Source organism: Pasteurella multocida, assembly GCF_900187275.1.
Taxonomy (GTDB): domain Bacteria; phylum Pseudomonadota; class Gammaproteobacteria; order Enterobacterales; family Pasteurellaceae; genus Pasteurella; species Pasteurella multocida.
In genome coordinates, this window is the sequence record NZ_LT906458.1 from 1,875,354 (window position 1) to 1,892,025 (window position 16,672).

The 16,672-nt window shown below is 39.6% G+C and carries 16 protein-coding genes; 10 read left to right on the forward strand and 6 right to left on the reverse strand.

The annotated features are described in order from the left end of the window. The first annotated feature begins 48 nt into the window (after positions 1–48). From fmt to tnpA, 9 genes are all read left to right on the forward strand, one after another. Positions 49–1,002 carry a methionyl-tRNA formyltransferase gene (gene fmt, locus CKV69_RS08680; RefSeq protein WP_010907230.1) on the forward strand — a complete coding sequence of 318 codons (954 nt, stop codon included), beginning with the start codon at positions 49–51 and terminating at the stop codon, positions 1,000–1,002. Beyond that, the gene (gene rsmB / locus CKV69_RS08685; RefSeq protein ID WP_015702578.1) at positions 1,002–2,342 is read left to right on the forward strand and encodes a 16S rRNA (cytosine(967)-C(5))-methyltransferase RsmB; all 1,341 of its coding nucleotides are present in this window, start codon (positions 1,002–1,004) and stop codon (positions 2,340–2,342) included. Before fmt ends, rsmB begins: the two co-directional genes overlap by 1 nt. Then, entirely contained in the window at positions 2,339–3,163 is an 825-nt protein-coding gene (locus CKV69_RS08690; protein ID WP_005724398.1) for a glycosyltransferase family 2 protein, read from the forward strand. The genes rsmB and CKV69_RS08690 overlap by 4 nt, the downstream gene beginning before the upstream one ends. Beyond that, the gene (gene trkA, locus CKV69_RS08695) at positions 3,163–4,539 is read left to right on the forward strand and encodes a Trk system potassium transporter TrkA (protein ID WP_025248541.1); all 1,377 of its coding nucleotides are present in this window, start codon (positions 3,163–3,165) and stop codon (positions 4,537–4,539) included. The genes CKV69_RS08690 and trkA overlap by 1 nt, the downstream gene beginning before the upstream one ends. A gap of 82 nt (positions 4,540–4,621) precedes the next feature. Next, entirely contained in the window at positions 4,622–5,023 is a 402-nt protein-coding gene (mscL, locus tag CKV69_RS08700) for a large-conductance mechanosensitive channel protein MscL (protein WP_005718275.1), read from the forward strand. Between the two features lie 134 nt (positions 5,024–5,157). Then, positions 5,158–5,583, forward strand: coding sequence for a ribonuclease E inhibitor RraB (gene rraB, locus CKV69_RS08705; protein WP_005735662.1), 426 nt, complete (start codon positions 5,158–5,160; stop codon positions 5,581–5,583). Between the two features lie 119 nt (positions 5,584–5,702). Next, positions 5,703–6,416, forward strand: a complete 714-nt coding sequence (locus CKV69_RS08710; protein WP_005724400.1) for an SIMPL domain-containing protein — start codon at positions 5,703–5,705, stop codon at positions 6,414–6,416. Between the two features lie 63 nt (positions 6,417–6,479). Beyond that, positions 6,480–7,079: a peptidylprolyl isomerase gene (slyD, locus tag CKV69_RS08715; protein ID WP_005724401.1), complete on the forward strand. Its 600-nt coding sequence runs from the start codon at positions 6,480–6,482 to the stop codon at positions 7,077–7,079. A 192-nt stretch (positions 7,080–7,271) separates the two neighbouring features. Then, a complete protein-coding gene (gene tnpA, locus CKV69_RS08720) occupies positions 7,272–7,736 on the forward strand; it encodes an IS200/IS605 family transposase (RefSeq protein ID WP_014325726.1) in 465 nt (154 codons plus the stop codon). A gap of 114 nt (positions 7,737–7,850) precedes the next feature. Here the strand turns inward: tnpA and CKV69_RS08725 are convergent, their stop codons facing one another. From CKV69_RS08725 to asnC, 6 genes are all read right to left on the reverse strand, one after another. Beyond that, positions 7,851–8,063, reverse strand: coding sequence for a YdcH family protein (locus CKV69_RS08725; protein WP_005718289.1), 213 nt, complete (start codon positions 8,061–8,063; stop codon positions 7,851–7,853). Between the two features lie 96 nt (positions 8,064–8,159). Beyond that, complete coding sequence (locus tag CKV69_RS08730) at positions 8,160–8,630, reverse strand: low molecular weight protein-tyrosine-phosphatase (protein WP_005755156.1); 471 nt, start codon at positions 8,628–8,630, stop codon at positions 8,160–8,162. A gap of 114 nt (positions 8,631–8,744) precedes the next feature. After that, on the reverse strand, positions 8,745–12,485 hold the full coding sequence (locus CKV69_RS08735) for a YadA-like family protein (protein WP_015702581.1): 3,741 nt from the start codon (positions 12,483–12,485) through the stop codon (positions 8,745–8,747). Between the two features lie 179 nt (positions 12,486–12,664). Next, a complete protein-coding gene (gene rimO / locus CKV69_RS08740; protein ID WP_015702583.1) occupies positions 12,665–14,005 on the reverse strand; it encodes a 30S ribosomal protein S12 methylthiotransferase RimO in 1,341 nt (446 codons plus the stop codon). Between the two features lie 195 nt (positions 14,006–14,200). After that, positions 14,201–14,959, reverse strand: coding sequence for a uridine phosphorylase (udp, locus tag CKV69_RS08745; RefSeq protein WP_005718315.1), 759 nt, complete (start codon positions 14,957–14,959; stop codon positions 14,201–14,203). A 22-nt stretch (positions 14,960–14,981) separates the two neighbouring features. Beyond that, the gene (gene asnC, locus CKV69_RS08750) at positions 14,982–15,434 is read right to left on the reverse strand and encodes a transcriptional regulator AsnC (RefSeq protein ID WP_005718316.1); all 453 of its coding nucleotides are present in this window, start codon (positions 15,432–15,434) and stop codon (positions 14,982–14,984) included. 157 nt (positions 15,435–15,591) lie between these two features. On the opposite strand from asnC, the gene asnA reads away from it, so the two are divergent. Then, positions 15,592–16,584 (forward strand): aspartate--ammonia ligase, encoded by a 993-nt coding sequence (gene asnA / locus CKV69_RS08755; RefSeq protein WP_005724417.1) that lies wholly within the window; start codon positions 15,592–15,594, stop codon positions 16,582–16,584. Positions 16,585–16,672 lie beyond the last annotated feature (88 nt).

Sequence of the window (16,672 nt, forward strand, 5' to 3'; positions counted from 1 at the left end):
GTCAGTTAGCGTGGGTTGTTTTATTCATAACGTAGAACATTATTTTATATGACATCACTCAAAATTATCTTTGCGGGTACGCCAGCGTTTGCTGCCCAGCATTTACAAGCTTTATTGAATTCTCATCATCAAGTGGTTGCTGTTTACACGCAACCTGACAAACCTGCAGGGCGAGGCAAAAAGTTACAAGCCAGTCCAGTGAAACAATTAGCAGAGCAGCATAATATTCCCGTTTATCAACCGAAATCCTTGCGTAAAGTAGAAGCACAAGAAGAAATGCGAGCCATTGATGCAGATGTGATGGTTGTTGTGGCTTATGGTTTGATTTTACCGCAGACCGTATTAGCTATGCCTCGTTTAGGTTGTTTGAATGTGCATGGATCGCTGTTACCGCGTTGGCGTGGGGCGGCGCCGATTCAACGTGCCATTTGGGCTGGGGATAAACAAACGGGTATCACTATTATGCAAATGGATGAAGGATTGGATACGGGTGATATGCTGTATAAAGTGTATTGTGATATTGCGCAGGATGAAACATCTACTAGTCTGTATGCTAAATTAATGGAAATTGCCCCCCCCGCCTTATTACATGTCCTCGATGGATTAGATAAAGGAAAATTTGTATCTGAGAAACAAGATGATATAGAATCATGTTATGCAGAAAAATTGTCTAAAGAAGAAGCAGAATTAAATTGGCATGTCTCTGCAGAGCAGTTAGAACGTCATATCCGTGCGTTTAATCCTTGGCCAGTAAGTTATTTTTCTACACGCGATCTCCAAGGCAATACCCAGGTGATAAAAGTCTATAAAGCCGCTGTTTTACCTCATGTTGATAAAGTGGCTGGGACGATTTTAAGTGCGGATAAAAATGGTATTCAAATTGCGACTGCAGAAGGTGTATTAAATTTGTTGCAATTACAACCCGCGGGGAAAAAGCCAATGGATGCGCGGGACTTGCTGAATGGGCGTGCAGAATGGTTTCCTGTTGGTAAGGTTTTATGATGCAGAAATTCGTAAAAAACGTGAAAAAGCAAACTGTACTTCTTTCAACAAGAGCCATTGCTGCACAAATCATTTTACAAGTTCTGGATCAAGGTAAATCGCTATCAACCTTGATTCCAGACACGCAACATCAAGTTAAAACACAAGATTTACCTTTATTACAAGAAATTTGTTTTGGGGTATGTCGTGTATTACCTCGTTTAGAACTGATTATCAAGCAACTTGTGGACAAGCCATTAAAAGGAAAAACACGCATTGTCCACTGCTTATTATTAGTTGGCTTGTATCAGCTCCTTTATACTCGCATTCCTGCTCACGCGGCAGTTGATGAAGTTGTCAATGCAACAACCGCGTTAAAAGTGGAACATTTCCGTGGTTTAGTGAATGGCGTGTTACGTCGTTTTTTACGTGAACAAGAAACCTTATTAGTGAAAGTTGATAAACATTGGCACACATTGCACCCTGATTGGTTAGTTAATCGTTTGAAAGAAGCTTATCCAAATTGGCGTGAGATTGTTGAAGCGAATAATCACAAACCGCCGATGTGGTTACGTGTCAATCAGCAAAAAAATAGCACAGAAACGTACCGCACTTTATTGGCAGAACAAGGAATTGAGGCGGAAAAGACGGATAATCCGTGCGCATTACGTTTATTGCAGCCTGTGGCAGTATCTCAATTGCCAGCATTTCATGAAGGTGCAGTGAGTGTACAAGATGTGAATGCCCAATGGTCAGCCTTGTTATTGGCACCAGAAAATGGTGAGCTCATTTTAGATGCCTGTGCGGCACCCGGTGGGAAAACAACGCATATTTTAGAGCAAGCCCCACAAGCGCATGTGGTTGCTCTAGATGTTGAAGCTACTCGCCTTAAACGTGTGCATGAAAATTTAGCACGAATGCAACAGCAGGCAACGGTGATTTGTGGTGATGCCACACAGCCAGCACAATGGTTAAAGCAACTAAGTGAAAGTGCGGTACAATTTGACCGAATTTTATTGGATGCACCTTGTTCGGCAACCGGCGTGATTCGACGCCATCCCGATATTAAGTGGTTAAGACAAGCATCGGATATTAGTGCATTAGTGGCACTACAAAAACAAATTTTACAAGCGCTCTGGACAGTATTAAAACCAAATGGAATTTTATTGTATGCAACTTGCTCGGTTTTACCAGAGGAAAATGCATTACAAATTGAACAATTTTTAACGAACAATGTAGATGCGAAATTAGAGCCACTCCCGTTTACGGTTGTAGAAGGGGCTGTTGGGTATCAGTTTCTTCCAACTGAGAATGGGGGTGACGGTTTTTATTATGCTAAGTTAAGGAAGGTAGTTTCATGATGAACTTTAATAAAATGTCATTTTCAAAAATCGATGTTGTGATTCCTTGTTATAACGCGGAGAAAACGCTCATTCGTGCGGTAAACTCCGTCTTAAATCAAGAATTACTGAATCATTTATGGATTATTGATGATTGTTCTACAGACAATTCATTCAAGCTTGCCAATCAAATTGCTGCACGTTTCCCAGAAAAAGTGACTGTTGAGCGACTCTCTCGTAATGGTGGTGTTGCTAAAGCCAGAAACTGGGGTGCTGTTCAAAGTAATGCGGAGCTAATTGCATTCTTAGATGCGGATGATGCTTATGAGCCTGAAGCGCTTAAAGTGGCTAGCTGCGTTTTTCATTTCCGTCCTGAAACCGTATTAGTGAGACTGGCTATGAAACCAGTTGGTCTGTCAGAAGAATATACGGAACACCCCGACTTTGAAAGCGCTTGGGAAACTGTGCAAATGTCATTAGCGGGGAACGTTGTGTTTCGTCGCGCTTTTTTATTAGCATGTGGTGGTTTTCCACAAGAGTCGCTCTTTAACCGTTTAGGCGGTGATGATAATGCACTTGGTGAAGCAGTGGTGAAATTAGGACGTGTTGCAACGCTTTTTGAAGATGTTGGCGTTTTATATTATTGCCATGAAGGGATGAAAGCAGAACGTTTATTAGATGCTGTTTTATTCGGTAAAAAACCGAAAAATAGTTTACCAAACGATATTCAAGTTGCAGAACAAGTCACGGAGAATATTTGTAAACATGTGGAACAGTTGAAGAAACTATTGGATGTACAAGAGGTGGGTGTTAAACCTTTGGTGATTGAGAGAACAGAATAATGAAAATTATCATTCTTGGTGCAGGGCAGGTTGGTAAAACGCTTGCTGAGAATTTAGTCAGTGAAGATAACGACATTACATTAGTCGATAATCAATCACTGCGATTAGAAAATTTACAAAGTAAGCATGACTTACGAGTCGTTAATGGTTCTGCTTCTTCACCAAGAGTGTTACGTGAAGCTGGTGCGCAAGATGCGGATTTATTAGTGGCGGTTACGAGCTCTGATGAAATCAATATGGTAGCGTGTCAAATTAGTTATACGCTTTTTAATACGCCCACTAAAATTGCGCGTATCCGTAATGCGGAATATTTACGTGAAAAAGATAAATTATTCCAAACCAATGTGTTACCTATTGATCATATTATTTCACCGGAGAAATTAGTCACTGACGAAATTACACGTTTGATTGATTATCCAGGTGCGTTACAAGTGGCACATTTTGCGAATGGTCGCATTAGTTTGGTCGTTGTGAAAGCCTATTATGGTGGTCCTTTAGTCGGCTATGCGATTTCTGCTTTGAAAGATCATATGCCACATATTGAATGTCGTATTGTGTCTATTTTGCGTCAAGATAAAGTCATTCGTCCGCAAGGATCGACCATTATTGAGGCAGGTGATGAGATTACCTTTATCTGTGAAACCATTCATATTAAAGCTGTGATGAGTGAATTACAGCGTTTAGAGAAGCCGTATAAGCGCATTATGATCGCAGGCGGAGGGAATGTCGGCATTGGTGTTGCGAAGAATTTAGAAGGAAAATGTTCCGTTAAATTAATTGAACGTAATGCAGAACGCGCGACGGCATTGGCTGAAAAATTATCGAATACTTTGATTTTTTGTGGTGATGCTTCTGATCAGTCTTTTTTGTTAGAAGAGCAAATCGAAAATGTGGATGTGTTTTTATCGCTCACCAGTGATGATGAAGCGAATATCATGTCAGCATTGTTAGCAAAACGACTTGGGGCGAAGAAAGCCTTGGTGTTAATTCAACGTATGGCATACATTAACTTGATCCAAGGTGGCACCATTGATATTGCCGTTTCGCCACAACAGACGACGATTTCTGCGTTGTTAAGTCATGTTCGTAAAGGCGATACAGTGAATGTGGTCTCTTTACGACACGGGGTTGCTGAAGCGTTAGAGATTATTGTGCATGGCGAAGAAAGTTCGTCGCTTGTGATTGGACGTAAAATTTCTGAATTGAAGCTACCACAAGGGGCGATTGTGGGAGCGATATTGCGTGGTAATGAGGTGATTATGGCGAAGAAAAATCTCGTGATTGAAGATAATGATCATGTCATTGTGTATTTAAGTGATAAGAAATTTGTGTCTGATATCGAGAAACTTTTTCAGCCAAGTGTATTCTTTATTTAAAGTAGCGTAAATAAACTGTACAAAAAATCAAAAGTTCTTATAATGACTAGGATTTTAGCTAACATTTTATTTAGGAGTTTTTATGAGTTTTGTTAAAGAGTTTCGCGAATTTGCAATGCGAGGCAATGTTGTCGATATGGCAGTCGGTGTGATCATCGGTGGTGCATTTGGTAAAATTGTCAGTTCTTTAGTTGGTGATGTAGTGATGCCAGTATTAGGTATTTTAACTGGTGGTGTGGATTTCAAAGATTTAAGTATTGTGTTGAAAGAAGCAGCGGGTGAAGTGCCTGCAGTCACGTTAAATTACGGTGCATTTATCCAAACAGTCTTCGACTTCGTCATTATTGCCTTTGCGATTTTCTTGATGATCAAAGCGTTAAATAAATTGAAACGTGAAGAGCCAAAAGTAGAAGAACCTGCAGAGCCAAAACTATCAAACGAAGAAGTCCTATTAACGGAAATTCGCGATTTATTGAAGAAATAATCGTTTTGACTCGTCGAAAAATCTTCCCTAGTGGAAGATTTTTTTATTTCAACCGGGCTCCAATCGTCGCAACTTGTATAAGCCATTTATACCCTTTACAATACAGTCAATTTTATTCCTTAGAGGTAACCAACATGATCGACTTCAACGCGCTAAAAACAGAAACCAGAGAGATTATCACTGATCTCTTAAATGACGGCAGTGATCCCGATGCGTTATACATTATTGAGCATCACATTGCTCACCACGATTTTGATAAATTAGAGAAAATTGCGCTGGATGCGTTTAAGTTAGGTTACGAAGTCTCAGAAGCGGAAGAGTTTGAAGATGAGAAAGGTCATGTGATTTTTTGCTTTGATATTATTAGCGAAGTGAAATTGACACCTGAAATCATTGATGCACAGCAAAAAGAATTACTCCCGTTAGTTGAAAAATGTGGTGGTACCTATGATGGTTGGGGAACTTATTTTGAAGATCCAAATGCAGAGGATGACGAATACGGTGAAGATGGTGAGTTCTTTGACGACGAGCTAGATGATGAGCTGAACGAACGTCATTAAAAAACATTTAAGAATAAGACCGCACTTTTGGCAACCTGTTGAAAGTGCGGTTTTATTTTGAACTATTTTGTTTACTTTCTGCCTAACAAAGAGTGACTTTACATCATAGGAAAAACGTTATGACATTAAAACATCTTGCTTGGATATTCCTTGCGTTACCAATTGCGCTGAATGCGCAACCTGTAGACAATAAACTACAACATAATCAAGTTCAGTTCAGTGCTGAAGTGGTCAAAGAAATTGATAAAGATGAGTTGCAAGTAACACTTTATTTACAAGAAGAAGGGAAAGATGCGAGCGCATTAAATCAACTCATTGTGGCACGTATGAATCAGGCGCTTGATGCCGTGAAAAAACACAGTACAGTACAGGTTGTTTCTCAACAACGTTACACACAAGTGCGTTATGGAAAAGAGGGGAAACAAAATGGTTGGATTGATCGCGCTGAAATCGTGCTAAAAAGTCAAGATATGCCAATGTTGTCGAAACTGGTGGCAGAGTTAAATGAGCATTTTAAAATTGGCGGTATGTATGCCACCGTGTCTGAAGAAAGTTTAGCGCGTGTGGAAAAAGAAATGACCGAAGCTGTATTGCAAAAGTTTGAGCAAAAAGCACAATTGATTCAGTCTTTAATGAAAGCAAAAGGTTATCGTTTAATTGAATTGGATTTATCTCCTCATGATGTGATGGGCTCAACAAGAAGCTATGCGGTATCGATGAAAAGTAAAGACGCTTTTTATAGTTCTTCTGCCGATCACGAAATGGCCCTTGAAGGTGGCAAAACAAAATTAAGAGCCGTTGTGCAAGCGAAAATTGAATTAATCAACGATTAGCTTTCTAAGCAATGATATTTCTTATACAATACACGAATTCATTCGCGAAAAATTGGAGTAATAATGAAAATTGCAAAAAATGTTGTAGTGAGCATTGCTTATCAAGTGCGCACAGAAGACGGTGTATTAGTTGATGAGGCGCCAGTAAACCAACCTTTAGAATATTTACAAGGTCATAATAATTTAGTGATTGGTTTAGAAAATGCACTCGAAGGTAAAGCAGTCGGTGATAAATTTGAAGTTCGCGTTAAACCAGAAGAAGCATACGGTGAATACAACGAAAACATGGTACAACGTGTACCAAAAGACGTTTTCCAAGGCGTAGATGAGCTTGTTGTGGGCATGCGTTTTATTGCAGACACAGATATTGGTCCATTACCAGTGGTGATTACCGAAGTGGCAGAAAACGATGTTGTTGTGGACGGTAACCATATGTTAGCAGGTCAAGAGTTACTATTTAGTGTTGAAGTCGTGGCGACACGTGAAGCAACATTAGAAGAAATCGCCCATGGTCATATCCATCAAGAAGGTGGATGTTGTGGTGGTCATCATCACGACAGTGATGAAGAAGGACATGGCTGTGGCTGTGGAAGTCATCACCATCATGAACATGAGCATCATGCACATGATGGCTGTTGTGGCAACGGTGGCTGTAAGCACTAATTCTAGAAATTTGATAAAAAAGAACCGCACTTTACAGTGCGGTTTTTTTATATTATAGCTAGACAAAGTCTAGCTATAAAAACCATACGCTTTGCGTATGGAACAGAAAAGCTTAAGCGGTGAGCAGAACAAAACATCCTCCTATAATGAACAAGGCTGACAACCAAAATTCAACATATAGGAGGATAAGTCATGGCAAGTAAATCCAATGACGATTCAAGTCTATCACACACAAGATGGAACTGTAAGTACCACATAGTCTTTATCCCTAAGTATAGGAGAAAAGCAATTTATGGAAAATTGCGAGTTGATATAGGAGGGATACTAAGACAATTATGTCACTACAAGAATGTAGAGATAATAGAGGCATATGCAATGAAAGAGCATATCCATATGCTGTTAAGGATACCTCCGAAACTGGCCGTTTCAAGTTTTATGGGGTATTTAAAAGGTAAGTCATCGCTAATGATATTTGAAAGACATGCAAATTTGAAATATAAGTATGGGAATCGAAATTTTTGGGCGAAAGGCTATTATGTAAGTACAGTAGGTTTAAATACAAAAATTGTAGAGGAATATATCCGAAATCAGGAAAAGGAAGATATGATTCAGGATAATTTATCGAAGAAAGAATATATGGACCCCTTTAAGGGGTAGGCAACAGAGTTATTGAACGGTTGTCAGAATTCACATGCCCCTTGAGGGGCATGTGAAGTACTAGGCCCTTATAGGGTGGCCTAAAAACCGCCCGTTTTACGGGCGGATTGTTATTTATTTATGTTTCTTTAATATCACATAGATTTCATCTTTTAAGCGGAGTTTTTCTTTTTTGAGGTTTTCCACTTCTTGCGGGGTACCGAGCTCAATATTGGCTTCAATATTTTTAATGCGATGATCAAGTTCGTTATGTTTTTCGAATAAACGATTAAAATGTGCATCTTCGAGTTTGAGTTTAGAAATTAAATCACGAAATTCTGGAAACATAGGTTGCTCCTTTCATATCAGGTTAAAGTATAAAAACTATACACATTGTTATCTTATCGAAATTCGTTCTCAATTACTGTGTTAGAGATCACAAATTTATAGATGATGTTTTTCACGTAGCTTCGCTAACAGGGCATCGCAACATGGATTGAGTAGCTGATAGGTTTGGTTAAAATCTTTGCTATACCAAGGGTCAGGAATATGATCATAACCTAAATCAGGACAAAGCTCGGTTATTTTGAAAAGCTTATCAGGATGATGACCGAAAAGGCGCTCTAAGTCTTGCAGATTACTGTTATCCATCGCGATAATATAATCAAATTCTTGCCAGTGCTGGCGCTGAACCTTTTTGCTACGAAAGCCAGTACTATCAATATGACATTGATCTAATATATCCGCCGTTCCACAATGCATATCTTCACCGTCATGCCAACCAGATGTTCCTGCACTACTGGTTTTTATTACCGTTTCCAATCCAGCCTGCTTAATTTTCTCACGCATCAGAAACTCCGCCATAGGTGAACGACAAATGTTACCTAAGCAAACAAATAAAAGATGAATCGTCATGTTACTTTCCTTTTCCTGACATTATTTTTATCGTAATAAAATACAATTCGGCTCTATTCAATAAAATCGAATAGAGCCGAATTTAGGTTACATATTTTTAGCCTTCGCTAAGGATTACCATTGATAACCTGCACCGATACTTGCACCAAAGTCACCACGCGAGTTTGTGTTACCCGTTAATTTGATGATGACTTTACCGTTATCAGAAATACGGGACATACCCAATGCAATTGCGTTTTGTCCTTTGTAAGTGCCCGCTGCAACCGCAACCATGCTCTTACCTGGGATATACGCTTGTGGTAAACCAGCCGCTGCATTCGCGCCTGCAATACCCGCACGGAGATCTTTATCCACTTTATTGATACGGTTGTTTAGAATGTTATAGCCTTGACCACTTTGGTTCATGATTTGTTTGCTCAACTCATGTAACTGGCTACCATTTACCGCATCGGTACTGGTTTCAGACACTTCTCCTTTCGCAATACCGCTAATTTTATTGGTTGTAGCATCAACTTTAATATTTCCTGCCTGTAAGCCAGATTCACCTAAAGTTACATTATCACCAACTTTCACTTCTTTAAAGTTGACTTTATCTTTGGTTGCAACAGTAAAGACTTTTTGTCCATCGTTACCTACAGTTTCCTTGACTTCCATGTTGTTACCAGCAATCACATCTGTTCTGCTTGCTTTAATTGCATCATTGATATTGTTCTTGCCAGTACCGCCGATGTTATTATTTGTATAGGTACCTGTTGCTGGGTTATAGGTAGTATCACCACCGATGATATTCTTCACGCCCTCACCCTGAGCAAATAATTGGCTACCATTAACAGCATCTTTGCTATCTTGTGATACATCTCCATTTGCAACATTTACTACGTTTTGATTACCTGCATCAATACCTGTTTTACTGATACTTGGACTATTTGCAATTTTATTACCACTATCGTCAACAAAGGTTAAGCCATTGTTATCAATTTTTGTACCGCCAGCAACAGCACTATCAAATTTCACATCTTTTTGAGTTGCAACTGTGTATGTCCTACTTCCATCAGCCGCAGTTTCTGTCGTCACTTTGATGTTATCGCCTTCTACAACTGTTGTTTTAGAAGCTTTTGCTGCAGCATTGACTGCTTTGATTGCATCATGAATATTATCAGCACCAGTATCGCCAATATTTGTCATAGATAGCACACCATTCTCATTTTTAGCATTTCCACCAAGTATATTGACAGTATTATCTACTGCTTTATTAAGCTGTTCTTCTGTTGCTGCACGACCACTTTTTGCGAATGTATTACCGCCAAGTTCTTTATTAGCTAGACCTGTAATATCATTCGTTGTTTTATCAATAACAACATCACCCACCGTTGTTTTGTCAAACTCAACTTCTTTAGCTGTTTCTACTGTGTAAATCTTATTGCCATCAGGACCATCCTTTTCATTAACAACAATATTTTTACCTGCTTCTACTCCGGTCTTAGCTGCTTTAGCTGTATTATTTACGGCTTCAATCGCTGCATGAATAGTATCTTGCCCAGTTCTACCGATATTTGTCATTGTTAGGTTACCCGCAGTATTGCCATCTTTTGCAATTGTAGCATTACCACCCAATACATTAGTTACTAAAGTATTACCCACATTACCTAGCGTATTTAAGGCTAAATATAATTGACTGCCGTTGATAGCATCAGTACTTGTCGCATTAATACGACCAGCTGCGACGTTGGTGATTGTACGTTCTGCGTCTTTTTTACCAACACTGACTGTCGCGATAGGTGCAGTACCTGCAAACCCAGAATAAGTAAAGCTGTTGACTGTAGCGTCTTTTGTTCCTATTTTATCTGCAGTTTCTGCTCCAGCACCTAATGCAACAGAATCAGTGTGAGCTGCAAGTGCTTGGTAGCCTAATGCTAAACTACGATGAGCTGTACTTTTACTTCCCACAGCTAATGAAGCAGCATGATTTCCAGTTGATTCAGCAGTAGAACCAATCGCAACACTTCCTGCGCCACTGGATTTGACTCCTGCACCAATAGAAATTGCTTGCCCATTTGTTGAGTGACTATTATCACCAATCGTCACAGTGCCACGTCCAATTGCAGTGGAATTTCTACCGATAGCAATTGCGGCTTTACCAGAAGCTTTAGTAAAGGTGCTTGCACTACCTTTAGAACCAATCGCAATCATGCCATCCTGATCTGTAGCTGAATCTGTCGCTAATAATTCTGTGACAACGCCTTGACCAATGGCAATAGAATCTTTGACTTTTGCATTGGCTTCCCGACCCATTGCAATTGCATCTTGGTTCTCTGATTTCGCTTTATTACCAATAGCAATAGCACTACTTCCGATCGATGCTATAGCTTCCGCACCCAATGCTAAGCTACGATAAGTTAGAGCATTAGCACTGAATCCAAAAGCACCAGCTCCACCTTCAAGTGCTTTCGTGTAAGAACCTATAGCAGTTGAAGAGTCTTTCAAGGCAGTTGAACCATCACCGATAGCTACGGCAGATTTACCATTTGCGTGTGAGTCATTACCACCAGCAAAAGCATTTTGACCGAGTGTTTCAGCAGCTTGACCAATTGCGACTGCATTTGTTCCTCTTACTAAACTTTGAGAGCCAATCGATACAGAGCCGTTACCTGTTAATGCTGTGCCCAGTGTTGCTTTATTAATTATATTTCCCTTTTTGTCTGTAATTGTACCATCAGCTGTAAAATCACTTGAAAGAAGCCCTTTGACTGTTGCATTTGTACCCATTGCAACTGAATGAGTGCCTTCAGAATGAGTATATGTACCAATGGCTACAGAGCTAGCTCCAGTCTTTTTATAAACTTCAGCACCTTGTTTATCTACATCGTAGTTAGCACGTAAACCAATCGCGATAGCTCCAGCATCTCCAGCATTTGCGTCACGTCCCATAGCCACAGAGTGATTATTTAAGGCTCTACTTCCGTTACCCACAGCAACTGTTGTTACACCAAAAGCTTTAGCTTGCTGACCAATTGCCATTGCTGCAGTTTGTGTAGCTAATGCACGTTGACCAATTGCAATAGTATTGTCTGCTGCTACGTATTTTGTATCTACAGTACCAATAACTCTATTTTTTGTTTGCATTTGAGCAATTGTTGAGCCGTTAGTAATCGCCTGCTCAATTGCTGTAGCGTGGTTTGCATAGGCTCCCATTACAATGTTATGACTGCCAGATAAATTGCCAGCCGCACTAGTGCCTAAAACAGTATTATTATTAACATCTAAACCATTTTTTAATGCTCCATCGCCAATTGCAATATTTCTGCCTTCTTTAGTTTTATTAGATGCACTTTGGCCAGCATATCGACCAATAGAAATATCCCATTGACTGTTACCTTCAGCATTTAAACCAATTGCAATTGCTTGATCTGCCTTAGATACTGCATTGGCACCCATTGCAATTGCACCTATTGCATTTTCCGTTTTAGAGCGAGAACCAATCGCGATGTTACTTTCACCTTTATTAGTAGCACCCATCCCTAAAACAACGGATTTAGCTGGTTTAGTGTCGTATTTATCTTCAGTTTTAGTGTCAGCATCACCACAAATGACACTTTGACTTGTAGTATTATAAAAACAGTAATTACCATCTTTAGTTTCTGTTAGAGGATACTTATTCCCAGTAATATCAGCCGCACTCGCCGTGCCCGCTGCTAATACAACCGACGCCGCGATTAATGTAAAACTAAAGCCACTTACGCTGTTCACTAACGCTGATTTACCTGACGCGCTTTTGCCACCTGCTTTTGCCAATTCTGAAACCACAACCCAACTTTGAGTCGCTGCATTCCATAATGTACGATAGATTTTGTTCATTTATTTTTTCCTTATTTATTTCAAAAGTAGAACGTCAGAAGAGCGACAGTTCTGGTGCTTGCTATCCTCATTTTTTGGATACTGCTATGAAACAAGGACGTAAAAAAATTGGTTGCTAATTCTACGACGATGGCGAAGTGAACACTATGCTTATAATGTAAAGTTCTTAAAAGAAATAACTAGTTTATTAGCGACGCGTAAAGATCATAGGCATCAGCCCGCGTGATCTCGACTTCAATAAATTGTCCTGCTTTAACAGCCACTCGATTTGGATTATCAATGTAAACTACACCATCTATTTCTGGTGCATCTGCCATGGAACGTGCAATGATGCCTTCTTCATCTACTTCGTCCACGAGCACAGTGAAGACCTTGCCTACTTTTTGTTGTAGGCGCCTTGCAGAGATTTCTTGTTGTAACTCCATAAAGCGGTGAAAACGTGCTTCTTTCACCTCTTCTGGGACTTGATCTGGCATTTCTGTTGCAATAGCTCCTTCTACTGGGCTGAATTTGAAACAGCCAACACGATCAAGTTGGGTTTCTTTTAAGAAATCTAAAAGAAGCTGAAAATCTTCTTCGCTTTCACCCGGAAATCCGACAATAAAGGTTGAGCGTAATGTGAGATCAGGACAGATTTCACGCCATTTTTTGATCCGTTCTAGGGTGCGCTCAATTGAACCGGGTCTTTTCATGGCTTTTAAGATTTTAGGGCTAGCATGTTGTAAGGGAATATCTAAATAAGGCAGGATTTTACTTTCCGCCATTAATGGAATTAATTGATCAACATGTGGGTAAGGGTAAACATAATGTAAGCGTACCCACACACCGAGTTTACCCAGTTGCTCACAGAGGCTAATTAAGTTATTTTTAATTGGCATGCCATTCCAGAATACCGTTTTATTTTGTTCTTCTTTGCTACGATCTAACGCATAGGCAGAAGTATCTTGTGAAACGACCAAGATTTCTTTTACTCCCGCTTCAACAAGGCGTTTTGCTTCATCTAATACTTGTGTAATGGAACGACTGTCTAAGTCACCACGCATGGAAGGAATAATGCAGAAGGTACAACGATGATCACAGCCTTCTGAGATTTTTAAATAAGCATAATGTTTTGGTGTCAGTTTTACACCTTGTTTAGGTACAAGATTGATATACGGATTATAGGCAGGCTTAGGCACATATTTATGTACTTGCTGCATGACAGCTTCGTAACTATGTGGACCTGTTACTTCTAACACTTTCGGGTGGACTTCGCGAATACGATCTTCTTTGGCACCTAAGCAACCCGTCACAATCACTTTGCCATTTTCTTCCAGCGCTTCGCCAATTGCCTCGAGGGATTCTTGTACTGCGCTGTCAATAAAACCACAAGTGTTGACAATGACAAGATCCGCATTTTCATAACTTGGAATAATATTGTAACCATCTGAACGTAACTCCGTCAGAATACGTTCAGAATCTACTAAATTTTTAGGGCAACCGAGACTAATAAAACCAATATTGGGTAAAGAAGATGTCATAAAAAAGATCTCAAAAAAGGAATAAATTCGAGTAATTCTTTATTGTACAGAATTTATCTAGAGAAGACTACGAAATAAGCAGAAAAAGTCTAAAAAAAGCAAAGAGTGGCGATAAAATCACTGAAAATCGACAATTTCTTGAAATAAAAAACGCTTAGACGATGGCTAAGCGTTTTATGTAAAGGGAATGAAAAATTAAAGTAGATACGCCGCGGCTTTGACGACAATTTCAACGGCATTTTTTTCAATATCTTTCACTGCGGCTTCATTTGGGATCTCTTGCTGTGTACGGTTAACAATGGCACCCGCGACCATACCAGCGCGTAAACCTAACGCAGAACACATCGTAAATAAAGTGGCAGATTCCATTTCAAAGTTCATGACATTAAGATCTTGCCATTGTTTTAATGAACCTTGGAAGTGGCGATAGACTTTACCACTGTACGTATCATAACGTTCTTGACCTGGGTAGAATGTATCTGATGCAGCAGTAATACCCACATATACTTTTTGGTTGGCTAATTCTGTAGCAGCTTTGTAAAGCGCATTAGTACATTCAAAATTAGCAACCGCAGGGTACTCCATCGGGGCAAAGTGTAAACTTGCGCCGTCTAAGCGTACTGCGCCTGTGGTGACAAGAATATCGCCAACATTGATGTGTGGTTGAATTGCGCCGGTTGTGCCAATGCGTAAGAAGGTGCGAACACCTAATTGTGCCAGTTCTTCAACGGCGATAGAAACTGAAGGTCCACCGATCCCTGTGGAACAGACGACAACAGCTTTATCTCCGATATAACCGAGCCAAGAGGTGAATTCACGGGTCGATGCTAAAAATTTTGGACGGTCTAAAAGCTTGGCAATTTTTTCGACACGTTCTGGGGCGCCTGGGGTAATCGCTAAAGTGGCGCCTTCTAACATCGCTTTGGTTAAACCTAGATGGAATACTTCTGACATAATATCTCCTTATTTTATTATGCTAGGGTTTAATATCACGCAAAATTGGATTTTGCATTGAGATTAAAGTCTCAGTCGATTGAATTTCATCAATTAACTGAATTTTTGAGGCTAATACAGAATGTAACTCTGCGATTGTGTGGGTCATCACTTTAATAAAAATCGAGTAATTTCCCGTGGTATAGTAAGCCTCAACAACTTCATCAAAGCCCTCCAGTTTTTTGATCACTTTATCGTAATCTTTTGCACTTTTTAAAATGATCCCGATAAAACAGCATACATCGTAACCCAGTTTACGTTCATTTATACGCACTTTTGTGCCTTCTATGATGCCTGCTTGGCGCATTTTTTCCACACGTACATGGATAGTTCCTGGGCTCACACCGAAATTTTTTGCCATTTCAGCGTAAGGTGTACGTGCATCTTTAGTTAAAACACGCAATATTTGCTGATCAAGATTATCAATATTGTGCATAGCTGACCTTTTTTAGAATTTTTTCAAAAATAAATACGTTATATTGTATAAAATTCAAAGTATATCGCTTATTTCAAAAAAAGTATTGAGTTATAGGGCTTTTGTATTAAATAATATTCAGTGAATTTGATGTAGTATATATTTTAAGGTATCGAAAATGAAGAAATCATTTATTTTACAACAACAAGAAATTAGTTTTGCGAAGAACACGTTCACAGAAAAATTAGCAGAACATTTGGGTATTGTTGAAGTTCAAGGTCCTATCCTAAGCCAAGTTGGTAATGGTATTCAAGATAATCTTTCAGGTGCAGAGAAAGCGGTGCAAGTAAATGTGAAACAGATCACAGATGCCACCTTTGAGGTTGTTCACTCTTTAGCCAAATGGAAACGTCATACACTTGCGCGCTTTAATTTTGCACAAGGTGAAGGGTTATTTGTGCATATGACGGCACTTCGTCCAGATGAAGATTCTTTAGATCAAACCCATTCTGTGTATGTAGATCAATGGGACTGGGAAAAAGTGATTTCAGCAGAGCAACGTAACCTTGCCTATTTGAAAGAAACTGTTCGTGCTATTTATGCCGCGATTTTAGAAACGGAAGAAGCGGTAAGTAAAAAATTCGGTTTAGCCACCTTTTTGCCAAAGGATATTCAGTTTGTACACAGTGAAGAATTAGTACAACGTTTTCCGAACATGAATGATAAAGAGCGTGAAAATGCGATTTGTAAAGAATATGGCGCGGTGTTCTTAATCGGGATTGGTGGCAAATTATCTGATGGAAAACCACATGATGTACGTGCACCTGATTATGATGACTGGACAACGCCATCAGAAGGTGAATACAAAGGATTAAACGGGGATATTTTGGTTTGGAACCCAATTTTAGAACGTGCTTTTGAATTATCTTCCATGGGGATCCGTGTGGATGAAACCGCATTACGTAAACAGCTTGCTTTAACCAACAATGAAGACCGTTTAAAATTTGATTGGCACCAAGATTTAGTCAATGGTCGTTTACCGTTATCTATCGGTGGTGGGATTGGGCGCTCACGCTTAGTGATGTTGCTATTACAGAAAAAACACATTGGTGAAGTCCAATCCAGTGTGTGGCCAAAATGGGTGATGGAGCAGTTTGATAATATTCTTTAATTATCGTTATTTGTTTCCCTCTTGAACCAAAAGTGCGGTGGTTTTTTCCAAGATTTCCACCGCACTTTTTTCTTTCTTATTCTGAAAG

Coding starts and splice junctions, on each gene's coding strand:
- fmt (WP_010907230.1), top strand. CDS start 49: ATGACATCACTCAAAATTATCTTTGCGGGTACGCCAGCGTTTGCTGCC.
- rsmB (WP_015702578.1), top strand. CDS start 1,002: ATGCAGAAATTCGTAAAAAACGTGAAAAAGCAAACTGTACTTCTTTCA.
- CKV69_RS08690 (WP_005724398.1), top strand. CDS start 2,339: ATGATGAACTTTAATAAAATGTCATTTTCAAAAATCGATGTTGTGATT.
- trkA (WP_025248541.1), top strand. CDS start 3,163: ATGAAAATTATCATTCTTGGTGCAGGGCAGGTTGGTAAAACGCTTGCT.
- mscL (WP_005718275.1), top strand. CDS start 4,622: ATGAGTTTTGTTAAAGAGTTTCGCGAATTTGCAATGCGAGGCAATGTT.
- rraB (WP_005735662.1), top strand. CDS start 5,158: ATGATCGACTTCAACGCGCTAAAAACAGAAACCAGAGAGATTATCACT.
- CKV69_RS08710 (WP_005724400.1), top strand. CDS start 5,703: ATGACATTAAAACATCTTGCTTGGATATTCCTTGCGTTACCAATTGCG.
- slyD (WP_005724401.1), top strand. CDS start 6,480: ATGAAAATTGCAAAAAATGTTGTAGTGAGCATTGCTTATCAAGTGCGC.
- tnpA (WP_014325726.1), top strand. CDS start 7,272: ATGGCAAGTAAATCCAATGACGATTCAAGTCTATCACACACAAGATGG.
- CKV69_RS08725 (WP_005718289.1), bottom strand. CDS start 8,063: ATGTTTCCAGAATTTCGTGATTTAATTTCTAAACTCAAACTCGAAGAT.
- CKV69_RS08730 (WP_005755156.1), bottom strand. CDS start 8,630: ATGACGATTCATCTTTTATTTGTTTGCTTAGGTAACATTTGTCGTTCA.
- CKV69_RS08735 (WP_015702581.1), bottom strand. CDS start 12,485: ATGAACAAAATCTATCGTACATTATGGAATGCAGCGACTCAAAGTTGG.
- rimO (WP_015702583.1), bottom strand. CDS start 14,005: ATGACATCTTCTTTACCCAATATTGGTTTTATTAGTCTCGGTTGCCCT.
- udp (WP_005718315.1), bottom strand. CDS start 14,959: ATGTCAGAAGTATTCCATCTAGGTTTAACCAAAGCGATGTTAGAAGGC.
- asnC (WP_005718316.1), bottom strand. CDS start 15,434: ATGCACAATATTGATAATCTTGATCAGCAAATATTGCGTGTTTTAACT.
- asnA (WP_005724417.1), top strand. CDS start 15,592: ATGAAGAAATCATTTATTTTACAACAACAAGAAATTAGTTTTGCGAAG.